Below are 15,877 nucleotides of genomic sequence, written 5' to 3'. Positions count from 1 at the left end.
GGGCCTGAGGTGTGTCCGGGGCCGGGTGAACACGTTCCGCGCGGTGAGGCAGCATGGAGCTACGTTCTTACGTTGCCGAGTGCGGGGAGACGCAGTGGACAAGCCGAAGGTCGTCCTGGGGGTCAGCGGGGGCATCGCCGCCTACAAGGCGTGCGAGCTGCTGCGCCGACTGACCGAGTCCGGGCACGATGTACGGGTCGTCCCGACCGCCTCCTCGCTGCACTTCGTGGGCGCGGCCACCTGGTCGGCGCTCTCCGGCCACCCCGTCTCCGACCAGGTCTGGGACGATGTCCACGAGGTTCCGCACGTCCGGATCGGGCAGCACGCCGACCTCGTCGTGGTCGCCCCGGCCACCGCCGACATGCTGGCCAAGGCCGCCCACGGGCTCGCCGACGACCTGCTCACCAACACGCTCCTGACCGCCCGCTGTCCGGTGGTCTTCGCCCCCGCCATGCACACCGAGATGTGGGAGCACCCGGCCACCCAGGAGAACGTGGCGACCCTGCGCCGCCGGGGCGCCGTCGTCATCGAGCCCGCCGTGGGGCGGCTCACCGGCGTCGACACCGGCAAGGGGCGGCTGCCCGACCCGGGCGAGATCTTCGAGGTCTGCCGCCGGGTGCTGGCGCGCGGGGTCACCGAGCCCGATCTCGCGGGCCGCCATGTGGTGATCAGCGCGGGCGGCACCCGCGAGCCCCTGGACCCGGTGCGCTACCTCGGCAACCGCTCCTCCGGCAAGCAGGGGTACGCGCTCGCGCGCACCGCCGTGGCCCGGGGCGCCCGCGTCACCCTGATCGAGGCCAACACCCAGCTGCCCGACCCGGCCGGGGCCGATGTCGTACGGGTGGGGACGGCGGTCCAGCTGCGCGAGGCCGTCCTGAAGGCGGCCGCCGACGCGGACGTCGTGGTGATGGCGGCGGCGGTGGCCGACTTCCGGCCCGCCGCGTACGCGCCGGGCAAGATCAAGAAGAAGGACGGCGAGGAGGCGCCCGCCGTCACCCTGGTCCGGAACCCCGACATCCTCGCCGAGGTCGCTTCCGAGCGGCCCCGGGAGGGCCAGGTCGTGGTGGGCTTCGCCGCCGAGACCGACGACGTCCTCGCCAACGGCCGGGCCAAGCTCCGCCGCAAGGGGTGCGATCTGCTCGTGGTCAACGAGGTGGGGGAGCGCCGGACCTTCGGCTCCGAGGAGAACGAGGCGGTCGTCCTCGGGGCGGACGGAACGGAGACCCCGGTGCCGTACGGGCCCAAGGAAGCCCTGGCCGACACGGTCTGGGATCTGGTTTCGGGCAGGTTCCAGGAGATGTGACAATCAACCCTCCGGGCGAGCCAAAGTGGATCGTACCGGGGCAGAATGACCCTCCTGAGGGGTCGATTTTCCTTCAGGTGTCCGCTGTGTCACGGGCTGTCGCGCTCCAAAGGGCGAGACGCATGCCCCGGCCGCCGGGCGCGCCCGATAAACTGGTCCACGGCACGCGCCGAGCGCAGCTCTCGGCCGTACCACCCATGATCAGCCAGCAGCCGCTGCAACCCCAGGGAGCGATGTGTCCCGCCGTCTGTTCACCTCGGAATCTGTCACCGAGGGTCACCCCGACAAGATCGCTGACCAGATCAGCGACACGATTCTCGATGCGCTTCTGCGTGAGGACCCGGCCTCGCGTGTCGCGGTCGAGACCTTGATCACCACCGGTCTGGTGCATGTCGCGGGCGAGGTGACGACCAAGGCGTATGCCGACATTCCCAACCTCGTGCGCAACAAGGTGCTGGAGATCGGCTACGACTCCTCGAAGAAGGGCTTCGACGGTGCGTCCTGCGGCGTCTCGGTCTCCATCGGCGCGCAGTCGCCGGACATCGCCCAGGGTGTCGACACCGCGTACGAGAAGCGGGTCGAGGGTGATGAGGACGAGCTCGACAAGCAGGGTGCGGGCGACCAGGGCCTGATGTTCGGGTATGCCTGCGACGAGACGCCGGAGCTGATGCCGCTCCCGATCCACATCGCGCACCGTCTCTCGCGGCGCCTGTCGGAGGTCCGGAAGAACGGGACGATCCCTTACCTGCGCCCGGACGGCAAGACGCAGGTGACCATCGAGTACGACGGTGACAAGGCGGTCCGTCTGGACACCGTGGTCGTCTCCTCGCAGCACGCCAGCGACATCGACCTGGACTCCCTCCTTGCGCCGGACATCCGGGAGTTCGTGGTCGAGCATGTGCTCGGGCAGCTGGTCGAGGACGGGATCAAGCTGGACACCGAGGGCTACCGGCTCCTGGTGAACCCGACCGGGCGTTTCGAGATCGGCGGCCCGATGGGTGACGCCGGGCTGACCGGCCGCAAGATCATCATCGACACCTACGGCGGGATGGCCCGTCACGGTGGTGGTGCGTTCTCGGGCAAGGACCCGTCCAAGGTCGACCGCTCGGCGGCGTACGCGATGCGCTGGGTCGCGAAGAACGTCGTCGCGGCCGGGCTCGCCAGCCGCTGTGAGGTCCAGGTCGCCTACGCGATCGGCAAGGCCGAGCCCGTCGGACTCTTCGTCGAGACCTTCGGCACCGCCGCCATCGACACGGAGAAGATCGAGAACGCGATCGCCGAGGTCTTCGACCTCCGCCCGGCCGCGATCATCCGCGACCTCGACCTGCTGCGCCCGATCTACGCCCAGACCGCCGCGTACGGACACTTCGGCCGCGAGCTCCCCGACTTCACCTGGGAGCGCACCGACCGCGTGGACGCCCTCCGCGCGGCCGCCGGTCTGTAAGGACCGCAAGGCGTCACCAGCGAGCGACAGCGGGGCCCGGACACCGAACGCGGTGGCCGGGCCCCGCTGCTCTGCTTCTTCGCGCGGGCCGACGCTGTCAGTGCCGTCTGGTAGGAATTTGGCTGTGAGCAGCGAGAACGAGCAGTCCGCCGAGCCCGGTGCGGGGGCGCCCGAGCCCGGTGCCGGGGCGCCGGAGCAGCTTGCGCTGATCCGGGAGACCGTGCGCCGGGCCAAGGTCCCCCGCGCCAAGCCGCGCACCTGGCGCGGCGCCCCGCTCGCCAAGGAGCTGCCCGTGGCCCGGGTCCTGGTCAACAAGGGGGTCCTCCACCTCGACCAGTACTTCGACTACGCGGTCCCCGAGGAGCTGGACGCCGACGCGCAGCCGGGTGTCCGGGTACGGGTGCGGTTCGGCGCCGGGCGCCACAACGTCCAGGGCGGGCGGCGCGAGGGGGGCGGCCTGATCGACGGGTTCATCGTCGGGCGCCGCGCCGAGTCCGACTACGAGGGCACGCTGGCCGCCCTCGCCTATGTGGTCTCCCCGGAGCCGGTCCTCGGCCCCGAGCTGCTCGCCCTCTCCCGCGCCGTGGCCGACCGGTACGCGGGCAGCCTCGCCGACGTCCTCCAGCTCGCCGTCCCGCCCCGCAACGGCCGCGCCGAGTCCAGGCCCTCCCCGGAGCCGCTGCCCCCGCCCCCGCCCCCCGAGCCGGGCACCTGGGAGCGGTACGGGCAGGGCCCCGCCTTCCTCCGGGCCCTGGCCGAGGGCGGTGCGCCCCGGGCCGTCTGGACGGCCCTCCCGGGACCCCACTGGCCCGCCGAGATCGCCCGCGCCGTCGCGGCGACGCTCTCCTCGGGGCGCGGCGCGCTCGTCGTCGTCCCGGACGGTCGGGCGGCCGGACGGGTCGACGCGGCCCTGACCGAGGTGCTCGGTACGGGGCGGCACGCCCTGCTCACCGCCGAATCCGGCCCCGAGAAGCGCTACCGCCAGTGGCTCGCGGTGCGCCGGGGCTCGGTGCGGGCGGTCGTCGGGACCCGGGCCGCCATGTTCGCCCCCGTCCGGGACCTCGGCCTGGTCGCCGTCTGGGACGACGGGGACTCCAGCCACAGCGACACCAACGCCCCCTTCCCGCACGTCCGCGAGGTCCTGGAGCTGCGGGCCGCCCAGGGCCGGTGCGCCTTCCTGCTCGGCTCCACGAGCTGCACGGTCGAGGCCGCCCAGCTCGTGGAGAGCGGCTGGGCGCTGCCCCTCCTCGCGGACCGGGAGCAGCTGCGGCGGGCCGCGCCCCTCATCCGTACGGTCGGCGACGGCGAGCTGGCCCGGGACGGCGCCGCCCGCTCCGCCCGGCTGCCCAGCCTCGCCTGGCAGACCGTGCGCGACGGCCTGCGCAGCGGCCCGGTGCTGGTCCAGGTGCCCCGCCGGGGGTATGCGCCCCGCCTCGCCTGCGAACGCTGCCGCACCCCCGCCCGCTGCCGCCACTGCGCCGGGCCCCTGGAGGCACCGGACCAGCAGGACCTGAACTGCGCCTGGTGCGGGCAGGCCGAGCGCGCCTGGCACTGCGCGGAGTGCGGCTCCCACCGGCTCCGCGCGCAGATCGTCGGGGCCCGCCGCACCGCCGAGGAGCTGGGCCGGGCCTTCCCCGCCGTGCCCGTCCGCACCTCGGGCCGGGACCACATCCTGGACGCGGTCCCGGCCGCCCCCGCACTGGTCGTCTCGACGCCCGGCGCGGAGCCCGTCGCCGAGGGCGGGTACGCGGCGGCGCTGCTCCTGGACGGCTGGGCCATGCTCGGGAGGCCCGACCTGCGGGCGGGGGAGGAGGCGCTGCGCCGGTGGACGGCGGCGGGCGCACTCGTACGGGGGCAGGAGGAGGGCGGCACGGTGGTGATCGTGGCCGAGCCGACGCTGCGCCCGGTGCAGGCACTGGTCCGCTGGGACCCGGCCGGCTTCGCCCGCCGCGAGCTGGCGGACCGGGCCGAGCTGCGCTTCCCGCCGGTCTCCCGGATGGCCTCGGTGACCGGCCCCGCCGAGGCCCTGGCATCCTTCCTCGCCACGGCCGGACTCCCGCCGGAGGCCGAGATCCTGGGCCCGGTCCCGGTCCCGCCGCCCGCGCCGGGCCGCCCGCGCAGACCGTCGGACGCCCCGCCCGGCGAGAGCTGGGAGCGGGCCCTGATCCGGGTGGTGCCGGGACGCGGGGCGGCGCTGGCGGGTGCCCTGAAGAAGGCACAGGCGGCGCGTACGGCCAAGGGCGGGGGAGAGCAGCAGGTGCGGATCAGGATCGACCCGCCGGACATCGGGTGAACCGCCCCGCCGGACCTCCGGCTGCCGGGGTATCCGGGTGGGGGTCTGCCGGGGCTGCGGTGGCTGACGGCCTGTCCCGTATCGCTTGAGGGCCGACAGCCTGCCCCGTATCGCTCGAGTGCCCGGTCGGCCTCGGGCGCGAGCGGGGCGGCGGGCCGGGGAGACCGCCGCTCCGGGGGCGTGTGCGGACCGTCAGCCGTTGCGCGGGCCCGGGAAGGCTCCGGGGCGCAGCTCCTCACGGACCGGCTGCTTGGCCGCCGACGGCTGCGGCGGCATGGAGCGGGCCGCGGGCACGGAAGGCACCGGGGAGCCCGCGGGCGATCCCGGCAGGCCGGGGCCCACGGAGAGGGGGCGGGGCGTCGACGGGGCCTCGGTCTTCGTCTCGGTGGCCGCGTTCTGCGCGGTGGCCCGGCGCGTTCCGTAACGGCGGTGCACCGCCTGCTTGGTGACCCCCAGCGCCGAGCCCACCGCGTCCCAGGAGAAGCCGAGTGAGCGGTCGAAGTCCACCGCCGCGGTGACCAGGGTCTCGACGCTGTCCCGCAGCTCCTGGGCGAGGCGGACGGTGGGGGCCGGGGCCCTGCCGTAGACGACGAAGCCCGCGGAGGGGCCGGAGCGGCGCGGGCGGTAGACGTTGCCCAGCTGGGCGGTGAGTGTGCGCAGCGCGTCCACCTGCCGCCGGACCCGCTCGATGTCCCGCACCAGGAGATGCAGGCTGGCCCGCGCTTGGGCGTCGTGGGTTGCGTGGTCGGCCATGAAGAAGCCTCTCGAACCGGCGTTGAAAGGGATCGGGCCGCATCGGGGCGACCCGCTTCGGTCAATCTCCTTTGACCAACGCCCGAGCCGGGTATGTGGTCACGCTATCGGGGCGTATGTGCATATGCACGGGGCGTGCGCGGCGCACGCGCGCCCCCTGATCGCCGTGCGGGCGGAAGGACTGCGCCCCTTCGACCGCCAGTGCGCTCAAAGGGGTTGAGTCCTCTGACTCACCAGTGTGCCCACGGCGAGCGGCCCCCTGACCGCCCGTGCGCCACGCCGGTCGAGTCCCCTGATCACCGGTGCGCTCCCAGCGGCTGAGCCCCCCGTGCGCCCCGGAGGCCACCCCTTAGACTGGTGTGCTGCTCGTCACCGTACGTCCTGGCCCGGCCGAGAGGCGCAGGAGTCCGAGAAGCCCGAGAGGCAGTCAGCCACCCATGAAGCTCGTCTTCGCCGGTACCCCCGAGGTCGCCGTCCCCGCCCTGGACGCCCTGATCGCCTCCGACCGCCACGAGGTGGCCGCCGTCGTGACCCGGCCCGACGCCCCCGCCGGGCGCGGCCGCAGGCTGGTGGCCAGCCCGGTGGCCGAGCGGGCGGCGGAGGCGGGGATCGAGGTCCTCAAGCCCGTGAAGCCCCGTGACGAGGACTTCCTCGCCCGGCTGCGCGAGATCGCCCCGGACTGCTGCCCGGTCGTCGCCTACGGCGCCCTGCTGCCCAAGGCGGCCCTCGACGTGCCCGCCCGGGGCTGGGTCAACCTGCACTTCTCGCTGCTGCCCGCCTGGCGCGGCGCCGCGCCCGTACAGCACTCCCTGATGGCCGGGGACGAGGTGACCGGCGCCTCGACCTTCCTGATCGAGGAGGGGCTCGACTCCGGTCCGGTCTACGGGGTCCTCACCGAGGAGATCCGCCCCACCGACACCAGCGGCGACCTGCTCACCCGGCTCGCCTTCGCCGGGGCCGGGCTGCTCGCGGCCACCATGGACGGCATCGAGGACGGCACCCTGCACGCCGTTCCGCAGCCCCACGACGGCGTCACCCTGGCCCCGAAGATCACGGTGGAGGACGCCCGGGTCGACTGGTCGGCCCCCGCCCTGCGCGTGGACCGGGTGGTGCGCGGCTGCACCCCCGCGCCCGGCGCCTGGACCCTGTTCCGGGGCGAGCGGCTCAAGCTCGTCCAGGCGACGCCCGTCCTGGACCGCACCGACCTGGCGCCCGGCGAACTGTCGGCGGCGAAGAACAACGTGTACGTGGGCACCGGCTCGCACGCCGTCGAGCTGCTCTGGGTCCAGCCGCAGGGCAAGAAGCCGATGAAGGCCGCCGACTGGGCGCGCGGCGTGCGGATCGTCCACGGTGAGCTGCTGGGCGCGTAGCACCTCGCGCGGAACCTCTCGTTCGAGGGCCTGATGACGGCGACGTACGCTGGGAGGGTTCGCCCCCTCACCTTCCCGCGGAGCACCTTTCACGTGAACGACCAGCCGCGTCGCCGTCCCGCCAAGCCCCACCGCCGCCCCAAGAAGGACCCCGTCCGCTTCCTCGCCTTCGAGGCGCTGCGGGCCGTCGACGAGCGGGACGCGTACGCCAACCTCGTGCTGCCCCCGCTGCTGAAGAAGGCCCGCGCCAAGGGCGACTTCGACGGGCGGGACGCGGCGCTGGCCACCGAGCTGGTCTACGGGACGCTGCGCCGCCAGGGCACGTACGACGCGATCGTCGCGGCCTGCATCGACCGGCCGCTCCGCGAGGTCGACCCGCCGGTGCTCGACGTCCTCAACATGGGGGTCCACCAGCTGCTGGGCACCCGCATCCCCACCCACGCGGCCGTCTCCGCCAGTGTGGAGCTGGCCCGGGTGGTGCTGGGCGAGGGGCGGGCGAAGTTCGTCAACGCGGTGCTGCGCAAGGTCTCCGCGCACGATCTGGACGGCTGGGTGGAGAAGGTCGCTCCCTCGTACGAGGAGGACGCCGAGGACCACCTCGCGGTCGTCCATTCCCACCCGCGCTGGATCGTCTCGGCCCTCTGGGACGCGCTGGGCGGGGGCCGGGCCGGGATCGAGGACCTGCTGGAGGCCGACAACGAGCGGCCCGAGGTGACGCTGGTGGCCCGCCCCGGCCGCTCCACCACCGATGAGCTGGTCAAGGCGCTCGGCGACGAGAACGCGCTGCCGGGCCGCTGGTCGCCGTATGCCGTGCGGATGGCCGAGGGCGGCGAGCCCGGCGCGCTGACGGCGGTCCAGGAGGGCCGGGCGGGCGTCCAGGACGAGGGCAGCCAGCTGGTGGCCGCCGCGCTCGCCGCCGCCCCCGTGGAGGGCCGGGACACCCGCTGGCTGGACGGCTGCGCGGGCCCCGGCGGCAAGGCCGCCCTGCTGGCCGCGCTCGCCGCCGAGCGGGGCGCGACCCTGCTGGCCGCCGAGAAGCAGCCGCACCGGGCCCGGCTGGTCGAGCGGGCGCTCGCCGGGAACCCGGGGCCGTACCAGGTGGTCACCGCCGACGGCACCCGCCCGCCGTGGCTCCCCGGCACCTTCGACCGCGTCCTGATGGACGTGCCCTGCTCCGGCCTGGGCGCGCTGCGCCGCCGCCCGGAGGCCCGCTGGCGGCGGCGCGCCGAGGACCTGGAGAACTTCGCCCCGCTCCAACGCGGCCTGCTGCGCGAGGCGTTGAAGGCCGTACGGGTCGGGGGGATCGTCGGCTACGCGACCTGCTCGCCGCACCTCGCGGAGACCCGGGTGGTCGTCGAGGACGTACTGAAGGGGCGCGGCGGGGAGCCGGTGGAGGCCGAGTGGGTCGACGCCCGCCCGCTGATGCCGGGGGTGTCCGCGCTGGGCGACGGGCCCGACGTCCAGCTGTGGCCGCATCTGCACGGGACCGACGCCATGTATCTCGCTCTGCTGCGCAGGACCGGCTGAATACCGCCGCGTACAGCCTCGGCGGAAGCCTCCCCGTTCAGCCTCCCGCACAGCAAAGAACGGCAAAGCGCAGGCAAAATGCCGGGAATGCGTGAACTGTGATGGCCCGGTGAGGCTTTGGTGACCGCCGAGGCGGGGAACCGGCGCGGAACGTGGCAGGCTTGGGTCATGGCGCAGATCAACCCCAGCATCCTGTCCGCCGATTTCGCGCGTCTCGCCGAGGAGGCGAAGGCCGTCGAAGGCGCGGACTGGCTCCATGTCGACGTGATGGACAACCACTTCGTGCCCAACCTGACCCTCGGCGTGCCGATCGTCGAGGCGCTGGGCAAGGCCACGGACACCCCGCTGGACTGCCACCTCATGATCGAGGACCCGGACCGCTGGGCCCCGCAGTACGTCGAGGCCGGTGCGGGCTCGGTCACCTTCCATGTGGAGGCTGCGGCGGCGCCGGTGCGCCTGGCGCGGGAGATCCGGGCGAAGGGGGCGCGGGCGTCGATGGCGCTCAAGCCCGCGACGCCCATCGAGCCGTACGAGGACCTGCTCCCCGAGCTCGACATGCTGCTGATCATGACGGTCGAACCGGGCTTCGGCGGCCAGGCGTTCCTGGACATCATGCTGCCGAAGATCCGCCGCACCCGGGAGCTGATCGCCAAGCACGGCCTGGAGCTGTGGCTCCAGGTCGACGGCGGGGTCTCCACTGCCACGATCGAGCGGTGCGCCGAGGCGGGCGCGGATGTGTTCGTCGCGGGTTCGGCGGTGTACGGGGCCGAGGACCCGGCGGCGGCGGTGCGGGGTCTGCGGGCCCAGGCGGAGGCGGTCACGGCCGCCGCGCCCTGGGCGTGCGGCCACTGAGCAAAGGGCAGATGAACGCGGCCCGACGGGGCTGATCAAGGATCGCCGGATCTGACAGGATGAAGGCGTATCGGGCGTGTGAACAGCAGTGAGGAGATCGCGGTGTCTGGCATCTCGGCGGGTCGGTCAGCCATGCGGATGGGACCCGCGGAGCTGGTGCAGGCGGCGGCCATGGCCCGCCGGTTCTACCTGGAGGGCAAGTCCAAGATCCAGATCGCCGAGGAGTTCGGCGTCAGCCGCTTCAAGGTGGCCCGGGTCCTGGAGACGGCCCTCGAGCGTGATCTCGTACGGATCGAGATCCGGGTGCCGGCCGAGCTGGACGCCGAACGCTCCGACGCGCTCCGGGCCCGCTACGGGCTGCGCCACGCGGTCGTCGTCGAGTCCCCGGCCGAGGAGCAGGACGACGCCCCCGACCCGGAGAACCTCGGCGAGGTCGCGGCCGACCTCCTGGGCGAGCTGGTGGCCGAGGGCGATGTGCTCGGCCTGGCCTGGGGCCGCTCCACCATCCACATGGCGGCGGCGCTCGACCGGCTGCCGCCCTGCACGGTCGTCCAGCTGACCGGGGTCTACGACGCGGGCACCGCCGAGCGCGGCTCCGTCGAGGCGGTCCGCCGGGCCGCCCAGGTCTCCGGCGGCGAGGCCCACCCCATCTACGCCCCGATGCTGCTGCCCGACCCGGCGACGGCCGCCGCGCTCCGCGAGCAGACGGGCATCGCCCGCGCCTTCGAGTACTTCGACAAGGTGACGGTCGCCGCCGTGTCCATCGGCTCCTGGGAGCCGGGCATCTCCACGGTCCACGACATGCTCTCCGACGAGGAGCGCGCCCACTACGCCTCGCTCGGCGTCGCCGCCGAGATGTCCGCGCACCTCTTCGACTCCGACGGCCGAAGAGTCGGCCGCGACCTGGGCGAGCGCTGCATCACCGTGGAGGCGGACCGGCTGCGCCGGATTCCCGAGGTGGTGGCGATCGCGGGCGGCCTGCGCAAGGCGGCGGCGATCGGGGCCGTACTCCGGTCCGGTCTGGTCACCAGCCTGGTGACGGACACCGCCGCGGCCGACTATCTGCTCACCGAGTCGACGGCCGGGGTGCGCCCGGCGCTGGAGCGGGCGGACCCGGACGGGGAGTGACCGGGAGCGGAAACGTACGGAAGGAGGCCGGGCACCCTTCGCGGGGCCCGGCCTCCTCCCGTAGCGCGTAACGCCTCACCCCTGGCGCGGGGCCTCCGCCGCGCACGGCGCCGCCTCCGCGTGGTCGGGCGCGATGCCCAGCACGGTCTCCTCCAGATACTGCTGGGGCTCCTCGTACTGGCCCACGTCCGCCGGGTTGTAGCGCGGGGTCTGGCGCGACCAGTCCAGGTTCCCGCGCATCCAGCTGCGCATCCCCTCCAGGTAGGGCACCAGCAGACCGGTCAGCTCCGGATACAGCTCCAGCAGCTCGTCCTCGGCGGTCAGGAAGCGCTCCGTCTCCAGGGCCAGCCGCTCCGCGACATGGTCCAGCGCCTGCTGCTCGCCGAGGCCCCGGTGGTGGCGGACCAGATGGACGAGGTTGTGGATCTCGCCGAGCACCTGCTCCTTCTCGAAGGAGTACACGTCGTTCGCCCAGCACACATGGTTGCAGGCGGCTTCCAGGGCGGTGATGAACCGGGGGTCGTTGTGGAGCGACTCCGGGGCCTCGATGCCGGTGACGATCTCTATGAGGTCCATACAGACGTGGATGGCCCCGGTGTGCCGCCGCTTGGCGATATACGTCTCCTCGGACGGCACCACGTCGTCCGCGCGGTTGCCCGCCTCCCAGGTGGTGGCCGTCGTGAGGTAGGTGACCAGGTGCCAGGCGAACCGGGTCCGCCAGTGGGGGGCCGCGTTCGGTGTCGTACGTTCCCACAGGTCCATCAGGGCGATGACGGCGGCGGGCAGCTCCTCGCCCGGCAGGGGCGCGGGGGCGGAGCCGTCCACGACGGCGCGCATCCGCTCGACCACGGCGCGCACCAGCTCGGGGGAGCGGCCGAGATGGCCGTCGTCGAGCTGGTCGTCGACGAGGAAGAGCCAGACGAACCAGTCGGCCACCAGATCGAGGTGTTCCGGTCCGGCCGTCGGGTAGACCATGCCGACGAAGGCGCCGAAATCGGCTTGTTCGAAGCGGTGCATCGCGGACTCGCGGTGCACCAGACCCGTCTGTCTGATCCAGGTGGCCAGGTGACCGCGTGTGTGCCCGACGTGCGGGTTGGTCCGCTGGGGGAACGGGCAGTAGATGTCCGGCAGTTCGCTGTCCACAGGCGGATCTGGATCCTCTCCGGTCAAACGGTGTGCCGAGGCTGCCGATGTGCCGGGGCGGCACCTCGGACACCCCCGAGACCTGCGGCTTTGAAGCTACCTGACCCCTTGTCACCGGGTCCAGGGATGGTGATCACGAATGAATCGAATCCCGTTCGGGTACAGTCCGTGGGTAAGGCAGGTTCCACTTGCCCGGGACCCCCCGGACCGCCTCCCTGGTGGCCTCCGAGAAGCTTTTGGAGGAACAGACGAACGCGGGGGTCTTTTGCTGTGTCTTCGTGGAAACGACCTGCACCGTTTCGTATGAAAAAATGAGTGTTATGCGCTTTCTTGAGCCGGGCACCGGTCGCTACACAGACTCCTCCGTGGTTCCGTACGACCTCACGTACGACGACGTCTTCATGGTCCCGGGCCGCTCCTCCGTCGGCTCCCGCCAGGCCGTGGACCTCTCCTCGCCGGACGGGACCGGTACCACCATCCCGCTCGTGGTCGCCAACATGACCGCCATCGCGGGCCGCCGGATGGCCGAAACCGTCGCCCGGCGCGGCGGGCTCGTCGTCATACCCCAGGACATCCCGATCGAGGTCGTCACCGACGTCATCACCTGGGTCAAGACGCGCCACCTCGTCCTGGACACCCCGATCGAGCTGGCCCCCGGCCAGACCGTCGCCGACGCGCTCTCCCTGCTGCCCAAGCGGGCGCACGGCGCGGGCGTCGTCGTGGACGAGGACCGCCGTCCCGTCGGTGTCGTCACCGACCACGACCTGACCGGCGTCGACCGCTTCACCCAGCTCTCCGAGGTCATGTCCAAGGACCTGGTGCTCCTGGACGCGGACATCGACCCGCGCGACGCGTTCAACAAGCTCGACGGCGCCAACCGCAAGCTCGCCCCCGCCGTGGACCGGGACGGCCGCCTCGTCGGCATCCTCACCCGCAAGGCCGCCCTGCGCGCCACCCTCTACACCCCCGCCACCGACGCACAGGGCCGCCTGCGCATCGCCGCCGCCGTCGGCATCAACGGCGATGTGGCGGGCAAGGCCAAGCAGCTCCTGGACGCGGGCGTCGACACGCTCGTCGTGGACACCGCCCACGGCCACCAGGAATCCATGATCGCCGCGGTGAAGGCGGTACGGGCCCTGGACCCGCGGGTCCCGATCGTCGCGGGCAACATCGTCGCCGCCGAGGGCGTGCGCGACCTGATCGAGGCGGGCGCCGACATCATCAAGGTCGGCGTCGGCCCCGGCGCCATGTGCACCACCCGGATGATGACCGGCGTCGGCCGGCCGCAGTTCTCCGCCGTCCTGGAGTGCGCCGCCGAGGCGAAGAAGCACGGCAAGCACGTCTGGGCGGACGGCGGCGTCCGCCACCCGCGCGATGTGGCCATGGCGCTCGCCGCGGGCGCGTCCAACGTGATGATCGGCTCCTGGTTCGCGGGGACGTACGAGTCGCCCGGCGACCTCCAGCAGTCCGCCGACGGCCGCTTCTACAAGGAGTCCTTCGGGATGGCCTCGGCGCGCGCCGTGAAGAACCGCACGTCGGACGAGTCCGCGTACGACCGGGCCCGCAAGGCGCTCTTCGAGGAGGGCATCTCCACCTCGCGGATGTTCCTCGACCCGGCCCGTCCGGGCGTCGAGGACCTGATCGACTCGATCATCGCGGGCGTCCGCTCCTCCTGCACCTACGCGGGCGCCGCCTCCCTGGAGGAGTTCGCCGAGAAGGCGGTCGTCGGCGTCCAGAGCGCCGCCGGATACGCCGAGGGCAAGCCGCTGCACGCCAGCTGGAGCTGACCCGCTGCCTCCGTCGCGTCCGACCGATGACCTTGCCCCTTCCGGTGCTTCACGCCGGGAGGGGCAAGGTCCGTTCACGGGCCTTGCGGCGCCTTTGTTCGCGCGTCTTCCGGCCCCCGTCCACGGGCCTTCCGAGGTGGCCGGGACCCTGCTTCAACTCTGTTGAGAAATAAGTAATATGAAGCGCTATCAGCTGCCTGCCTCTCTGCGGTAAGGGATCTCATGTCCTTCTTCACTGACCTGGCCCATCAGTACATCGACGGCGAGTGGAGGCCGGGGAAGGGGTCCTGGGACATCATCGACTTCAACCCGTTCAACGGGGAGAAGCTCGCCTCGATCCCCGTCGCCACCGCCGAGGAGGTCGACCAGGCGTACCGCGCCGCCGAGCAGGCCCAGCAGGCGTGGGCCGACACCAACCCGTACGCCCGGCGCACGGTCCTGGAGAAGGCGCTGCGCATCGTCGAGGAGCGCGAGGCGGAGATCAGCGAGGCGATCGTCGCCGAGCTGGGCGGCACCCGGCTGAAGGCGGGCTTCGAACTCCACCTGGCCAAGGAGTTCCTGCGCGAGGCCATCCAGCTCGCCCTGCGCCCGGCCGGCCAGATCCTCCCCTCGCCGACCGAGGGCAAGGAGAACCGCGTCTACCGGGTGCCGGTCGGGGTCGTCGGGGTCATCAGCCCCTTCAACTTCCCCTTCCTGCTCTCCCTCAAGTCGGTCGCGCCCGCCCTCGCTCTCGGCAACGCCGTCGTCCTCAAGCCGCACCAGAACACCCCGATCTGCGGCGGCACCCTGCTCGCCAAGGTCTTCGAGGACGCCGGGCTGCCCGCCGGACTGCTCAACGTCGTCGTCACCGACATCGCGGAGATCGGCGACACCCTGCTGGAGCACCCCGTACCGCAGGTCATCTCCTTCACCGGCTCGGACAAGGTCGGCCGGCACGTCGCCACCGTCTGCGCCGCCAACCTCAAGCGCGTCGTGCTCGAACTCGGCGGCAACAGCGCCCTGATCGTTCTCGACGACGCCGATGTGGACTACGCGGTCGACGCCGCGGTCTTCAGCCGTTACGTCCACCAGGGCCAGGTCTGCATGGCCGCCAACCGCATCCTGGTCGACCGGGCCGTCGAGGCGGAGTTCACCGAGAAGTTCGTCGCCAAGGTCGCCTCCCTCACCGTCGGCGACCCGGCCGACCCGGCCACCCAGATCGGCCCGCTGATCAACTCCTCGCAGGCCGAGTCCGTCTCCCGGATCGTCGACCAGACCGTCGAGGCCGGTGCCACCGCCCTCCTGCACGGCCGCGCCGACGGCAACCTGGTCAGCCCCTCCGTGCTGACCGGCCTCGCCGCCGACTCGCCGGTCCTCCAGCAGGAGATCTTCGGCCCCGTCGCCCTGCTCATCCCCTTCGACGGCGAGGACGAGGCCGTCCGTATCGCCAACGACACCCCGTACGGGCTCAGCGGCGCCGTCCACACCGCGAACATCGAGCGCGGTGTGCGGGTCGGGCAGCGCATCCACACCGGCATGATCCACATCAACGACGGCACCGTCCACGACGAGCCGATCGTCCCCTTCGGCGGCGAGAAGAGCTCGGGCCTCGGCCGGCTGAACGGCGAGTCGATGGTCGAGGCGTTCACCACCCAGAAGTGGATCTCCATCCAGCACGGCCGCTCGCGGTTCCCGTTCTGACCCTCGGGCCACCCACTGCCCCTGCGCCGAGCACGCCCGCGCGGCCCGCTCATGGTCTACTGCGGGAGGCGGCACCCGTCCGCCTCCCGCAACCGGCCCCACCGCAGAGAAGTGAACCGCCCGACGTGCGCCTGAACGACCTCGACGAACGCATCGTCCACGCCCTCGCCGAAGACGCCCGGCGCTCCTACGCCGACATCGGCGCGATCGTCGGCCTCTCCGCCCCCGCCGTCAAACGCCGCGTCGACCGGCTCCGCGCCGAGGGCGCGATCACCGGCTTCACCGTACGCGTCGACCCGGCCGCGCTGGGCTGGGAGACCGAGGGCTTCATCGAGATCTACTGCAGCCGCAACACCTCCCCGGACGCGATCAAGCAGGGCCTCGCCCGCTACCCGGAGATCGCCTCGGCCTCCACCGTCACCGGAGACGCCGACGCGGTGGTCCAGGTCTTCGCCGCCGACATGCGCCACTTCGAACAGGTGCTGGAGCGGATCGCGGGGGAGCCGTACGTCGAGCGCACCAAGTCCGTACTCGTGCTCTCGCCCCTGCTGCGCCGCTACTCGGCGGAGGCCCCGCCCGCCTGAGGCGATCCGGTCC

Annotated in this window: 12 protein-coding genes; 10 read left to right on the top strand and 2 right to left on the bottom strand. The window is 72.7% G+C overall.

What is annotated here, in order from left to right; translation table 11 throughout:
• Nucleotides 1-94 precede the first annotated feature (94 nt).
• The 3 genes from B7C62_03905 (at nt 95) to B7C62_03895 (ending at nt 5,040) form a co-directional block, all read left to right on the top strand.
• Nucleotides 95-1,303, top strand: a complete 1,209-nt coding sequence (locus B7C62_03905; GenBank protein ID ARF71496.1) for a phosphopantothenoylcysteine decarboxylase — start codon at nt 95-97, stop codon at nt 1,301-1,303.
• A gap of 235 nt (nt 1,304-1,538) precedes the next feature.
• Nucleotides 1,539-2,747: a methionine adenosyltransferase gene (locus B7C62_03900; GenBank protein ARF71495.1), complete on the top strand. Its 1,209-nt coding sequence runs from the start codon at nt 1,539-1,541 to the stop codon at nt 2,745-2,747.
• Between the two features lie 124 nt (nt 2,748-2,871).
• A complete protein-coding gene (locus B7C62_03895) occupies nt 2,872-5,040 on the top strand; it encodes a primosome assembly protein PriA (protein ARF71494.1) in 2,169 nt (722 codons plus the stop codon).
• A 192-nt stretch (nt 5,041-5,232) separates the two neighbouring features.
• Here B7C62_03895 and B7C62_03890 read toward each other — a convergent pair whose 3' ends face one another.
• On the bottom strand, nt 5,233-5,793 hold the full coding sequence (locus B7C62_03890; protein ID ARF71493.1) for a hypothetical protein: 561 nt from the start codon (nt 5,791-5,793) through the stop codon (nt 5,233-5,235).
• Nucleotides 5,794-6,230: 437 nt separating this feature from the next.
• Between B7C62_03890 and B7C62_03885 the strand changes: the two genes are divergently transcribed.
• From B7C62_03885 to B7C62_03870, 4 genes are all read left to right on the top strand, one after another.
• On the top strand, nt 6,231-7,163 hold the full coding sequence (locus B7C62_03885) for a methionyl-tRNA formyltransferase (GenBank protein ARF71492.1): 933 nt from the start codon (nt 6,231-6,233) through the stop codon (nt 7,161-7,163).
• Nucleotides 7,164-7,256: 93 nt separating this feature from the next.
• The gene (locus tag B7C62_03880) at nt 7,257-8,690 is read left to right on the top strand and encodes an rRNA cytosine-C5-methyltransferase (protein ID ARF71491.1); all 1,434 of its coding nucleotides are present in this window, start codon (nt 7,257-7,259) and stop codon (nt 8,688-8,690) included.
• Between the two features lie 168 nt (nt 8,691-8,858).
• Nucleotides 8,859-9,542 (top strand): ribulose-phosphate 3-epimerase, encoded by a 684-nt coding sequence (locus tag B7C62_03875; protein ID ARF71490.1) that lies wholly within the window; start codon nt 8,859-8,861, stop codon nt 9,540-9,542.
• Between the two features lie 78 nt (nt 9,543-9,620).
• Nucleotides 9,621-10,670, top strand: a complete 1,050-nt coding sequence (locus tag B7C62_03870; protein ARF71489.1) for a transcriptional regulator — start codon at nt 9,621-9,623, stop codon at nt 10,668-10,670.
• A gap of 75 nt (nt 10,671-10,745) precedes the next feature.
• On the opposite strand, the gene B7C62_03865 is transcribed toward B7C62_03870, so the two are convergent.
• A complete protein-coding gene (locus B7C62_03865) occupies nt 10,746-11,813 on the bottom strand; it encodes a terpene cyclase (GenBank protein ID ARF71488.1) in 1,068 nt (355 codons plus the stop codon).
• Nucleotides 11,814-12,133: 320 nt separating this feature from the next.
• On the opposite strand from B7C62_03865, the gene B7C62_03860 reads away from it, so the two are divergent.
• The 3 genes from B7C62_03860 to B7C62_03850 all read left to right on the top strand — a co-directional run bounded on the left by B7C62_03860 (nt 12,134) and on the right by B7C62_03850 (nt 15,864).
• Nucleotides 12,134-13,600, top strand: a complete 1,467-nt coding sequence (locus B7C62_03860; protein ID ARF71487.1) for an inosine 5-monophosphate dehydrogenase — start codon at nt 12,134-12,136, stop codon at nt 13,598-13,600.
• A 222-nt stretch (nt 13,601-13,822) separates the two neighbouring features.
• Complete coding sequence (locus tag B7C62_03855; GenBank protein ARF71486.1) at nt 13,823-15,280, top strand: aldehyde dehydrogenase; 1,458 nt, start codon at nt 13,823-13,825, stop codon at nt 15,278-15,280.
• A 125-nt stretch (nt 15,281-15,405) separates the two neighbouring features.
• Nucleotides 15,406-15,864, top strand: a complete 459-nt coding sequence (locus B7C62_03850; protein ID ARF71485.1) for an AsnC family transcriptional regulator — start codon at nt 15,406-15,408, stop codon at nt 15,862-15,864.
• Nucleotides 15,865-15,877 lie beyond the last annotated feature (13 nt).

The sequence above is a fragment of the Kitasatospora albolonga genome, assembly GCA_002082585.1.
GTDB lineage: Bacteria > Actinomycetota > Actinomycetes > Streptomycetales > Streptomycetaceae > Streptomyces > Streptomyces stephensoniae.
Note: the sequence above shows the minus strand (reverse complement) of the source record. Positions and strands in the feature narration are given on the sequence as shown.

Excerpts from the sequence above, each read along its gene's own strand:
- B7C62_03885 (ARF71492.1), top strand. The coding sequence starts at position 6,231 with ATGAAGCTCGTCTTCGCCGGTACCCCCGAGGTCGCCGTCCCCGCCCTG.
- B7C62_03860 (ARF71487.1), top strand. The coding sequence starts at position 12,134 with ATGCGCTTTCTTGAGCCGGGCACCGGTCGCTACACAGACTCCTCCGTG.
- B7C62_03890 (ARF71493.1), bottom strand. The coding sequence starts at position 5,793 with ATGGCCGACCACGCAACCCACGACGCCCAAGCGCGGGCCAGCCTGCAT.
- B7C62_03875 (ARF71490.1), top strand. The coding sequence starts at position 8,859 with ATGGCGCAGATCAACCCCAGCATCCTGTCCGCCGATTTCGCGCGTCTC.
- B7C62_03855 (ARF71486.1), top strand. The coding sequence starts at position 13,823 with ATGTCCTTCTTCACTGACCTGGCCCATCAGTACATCGACGGCGAGTGG.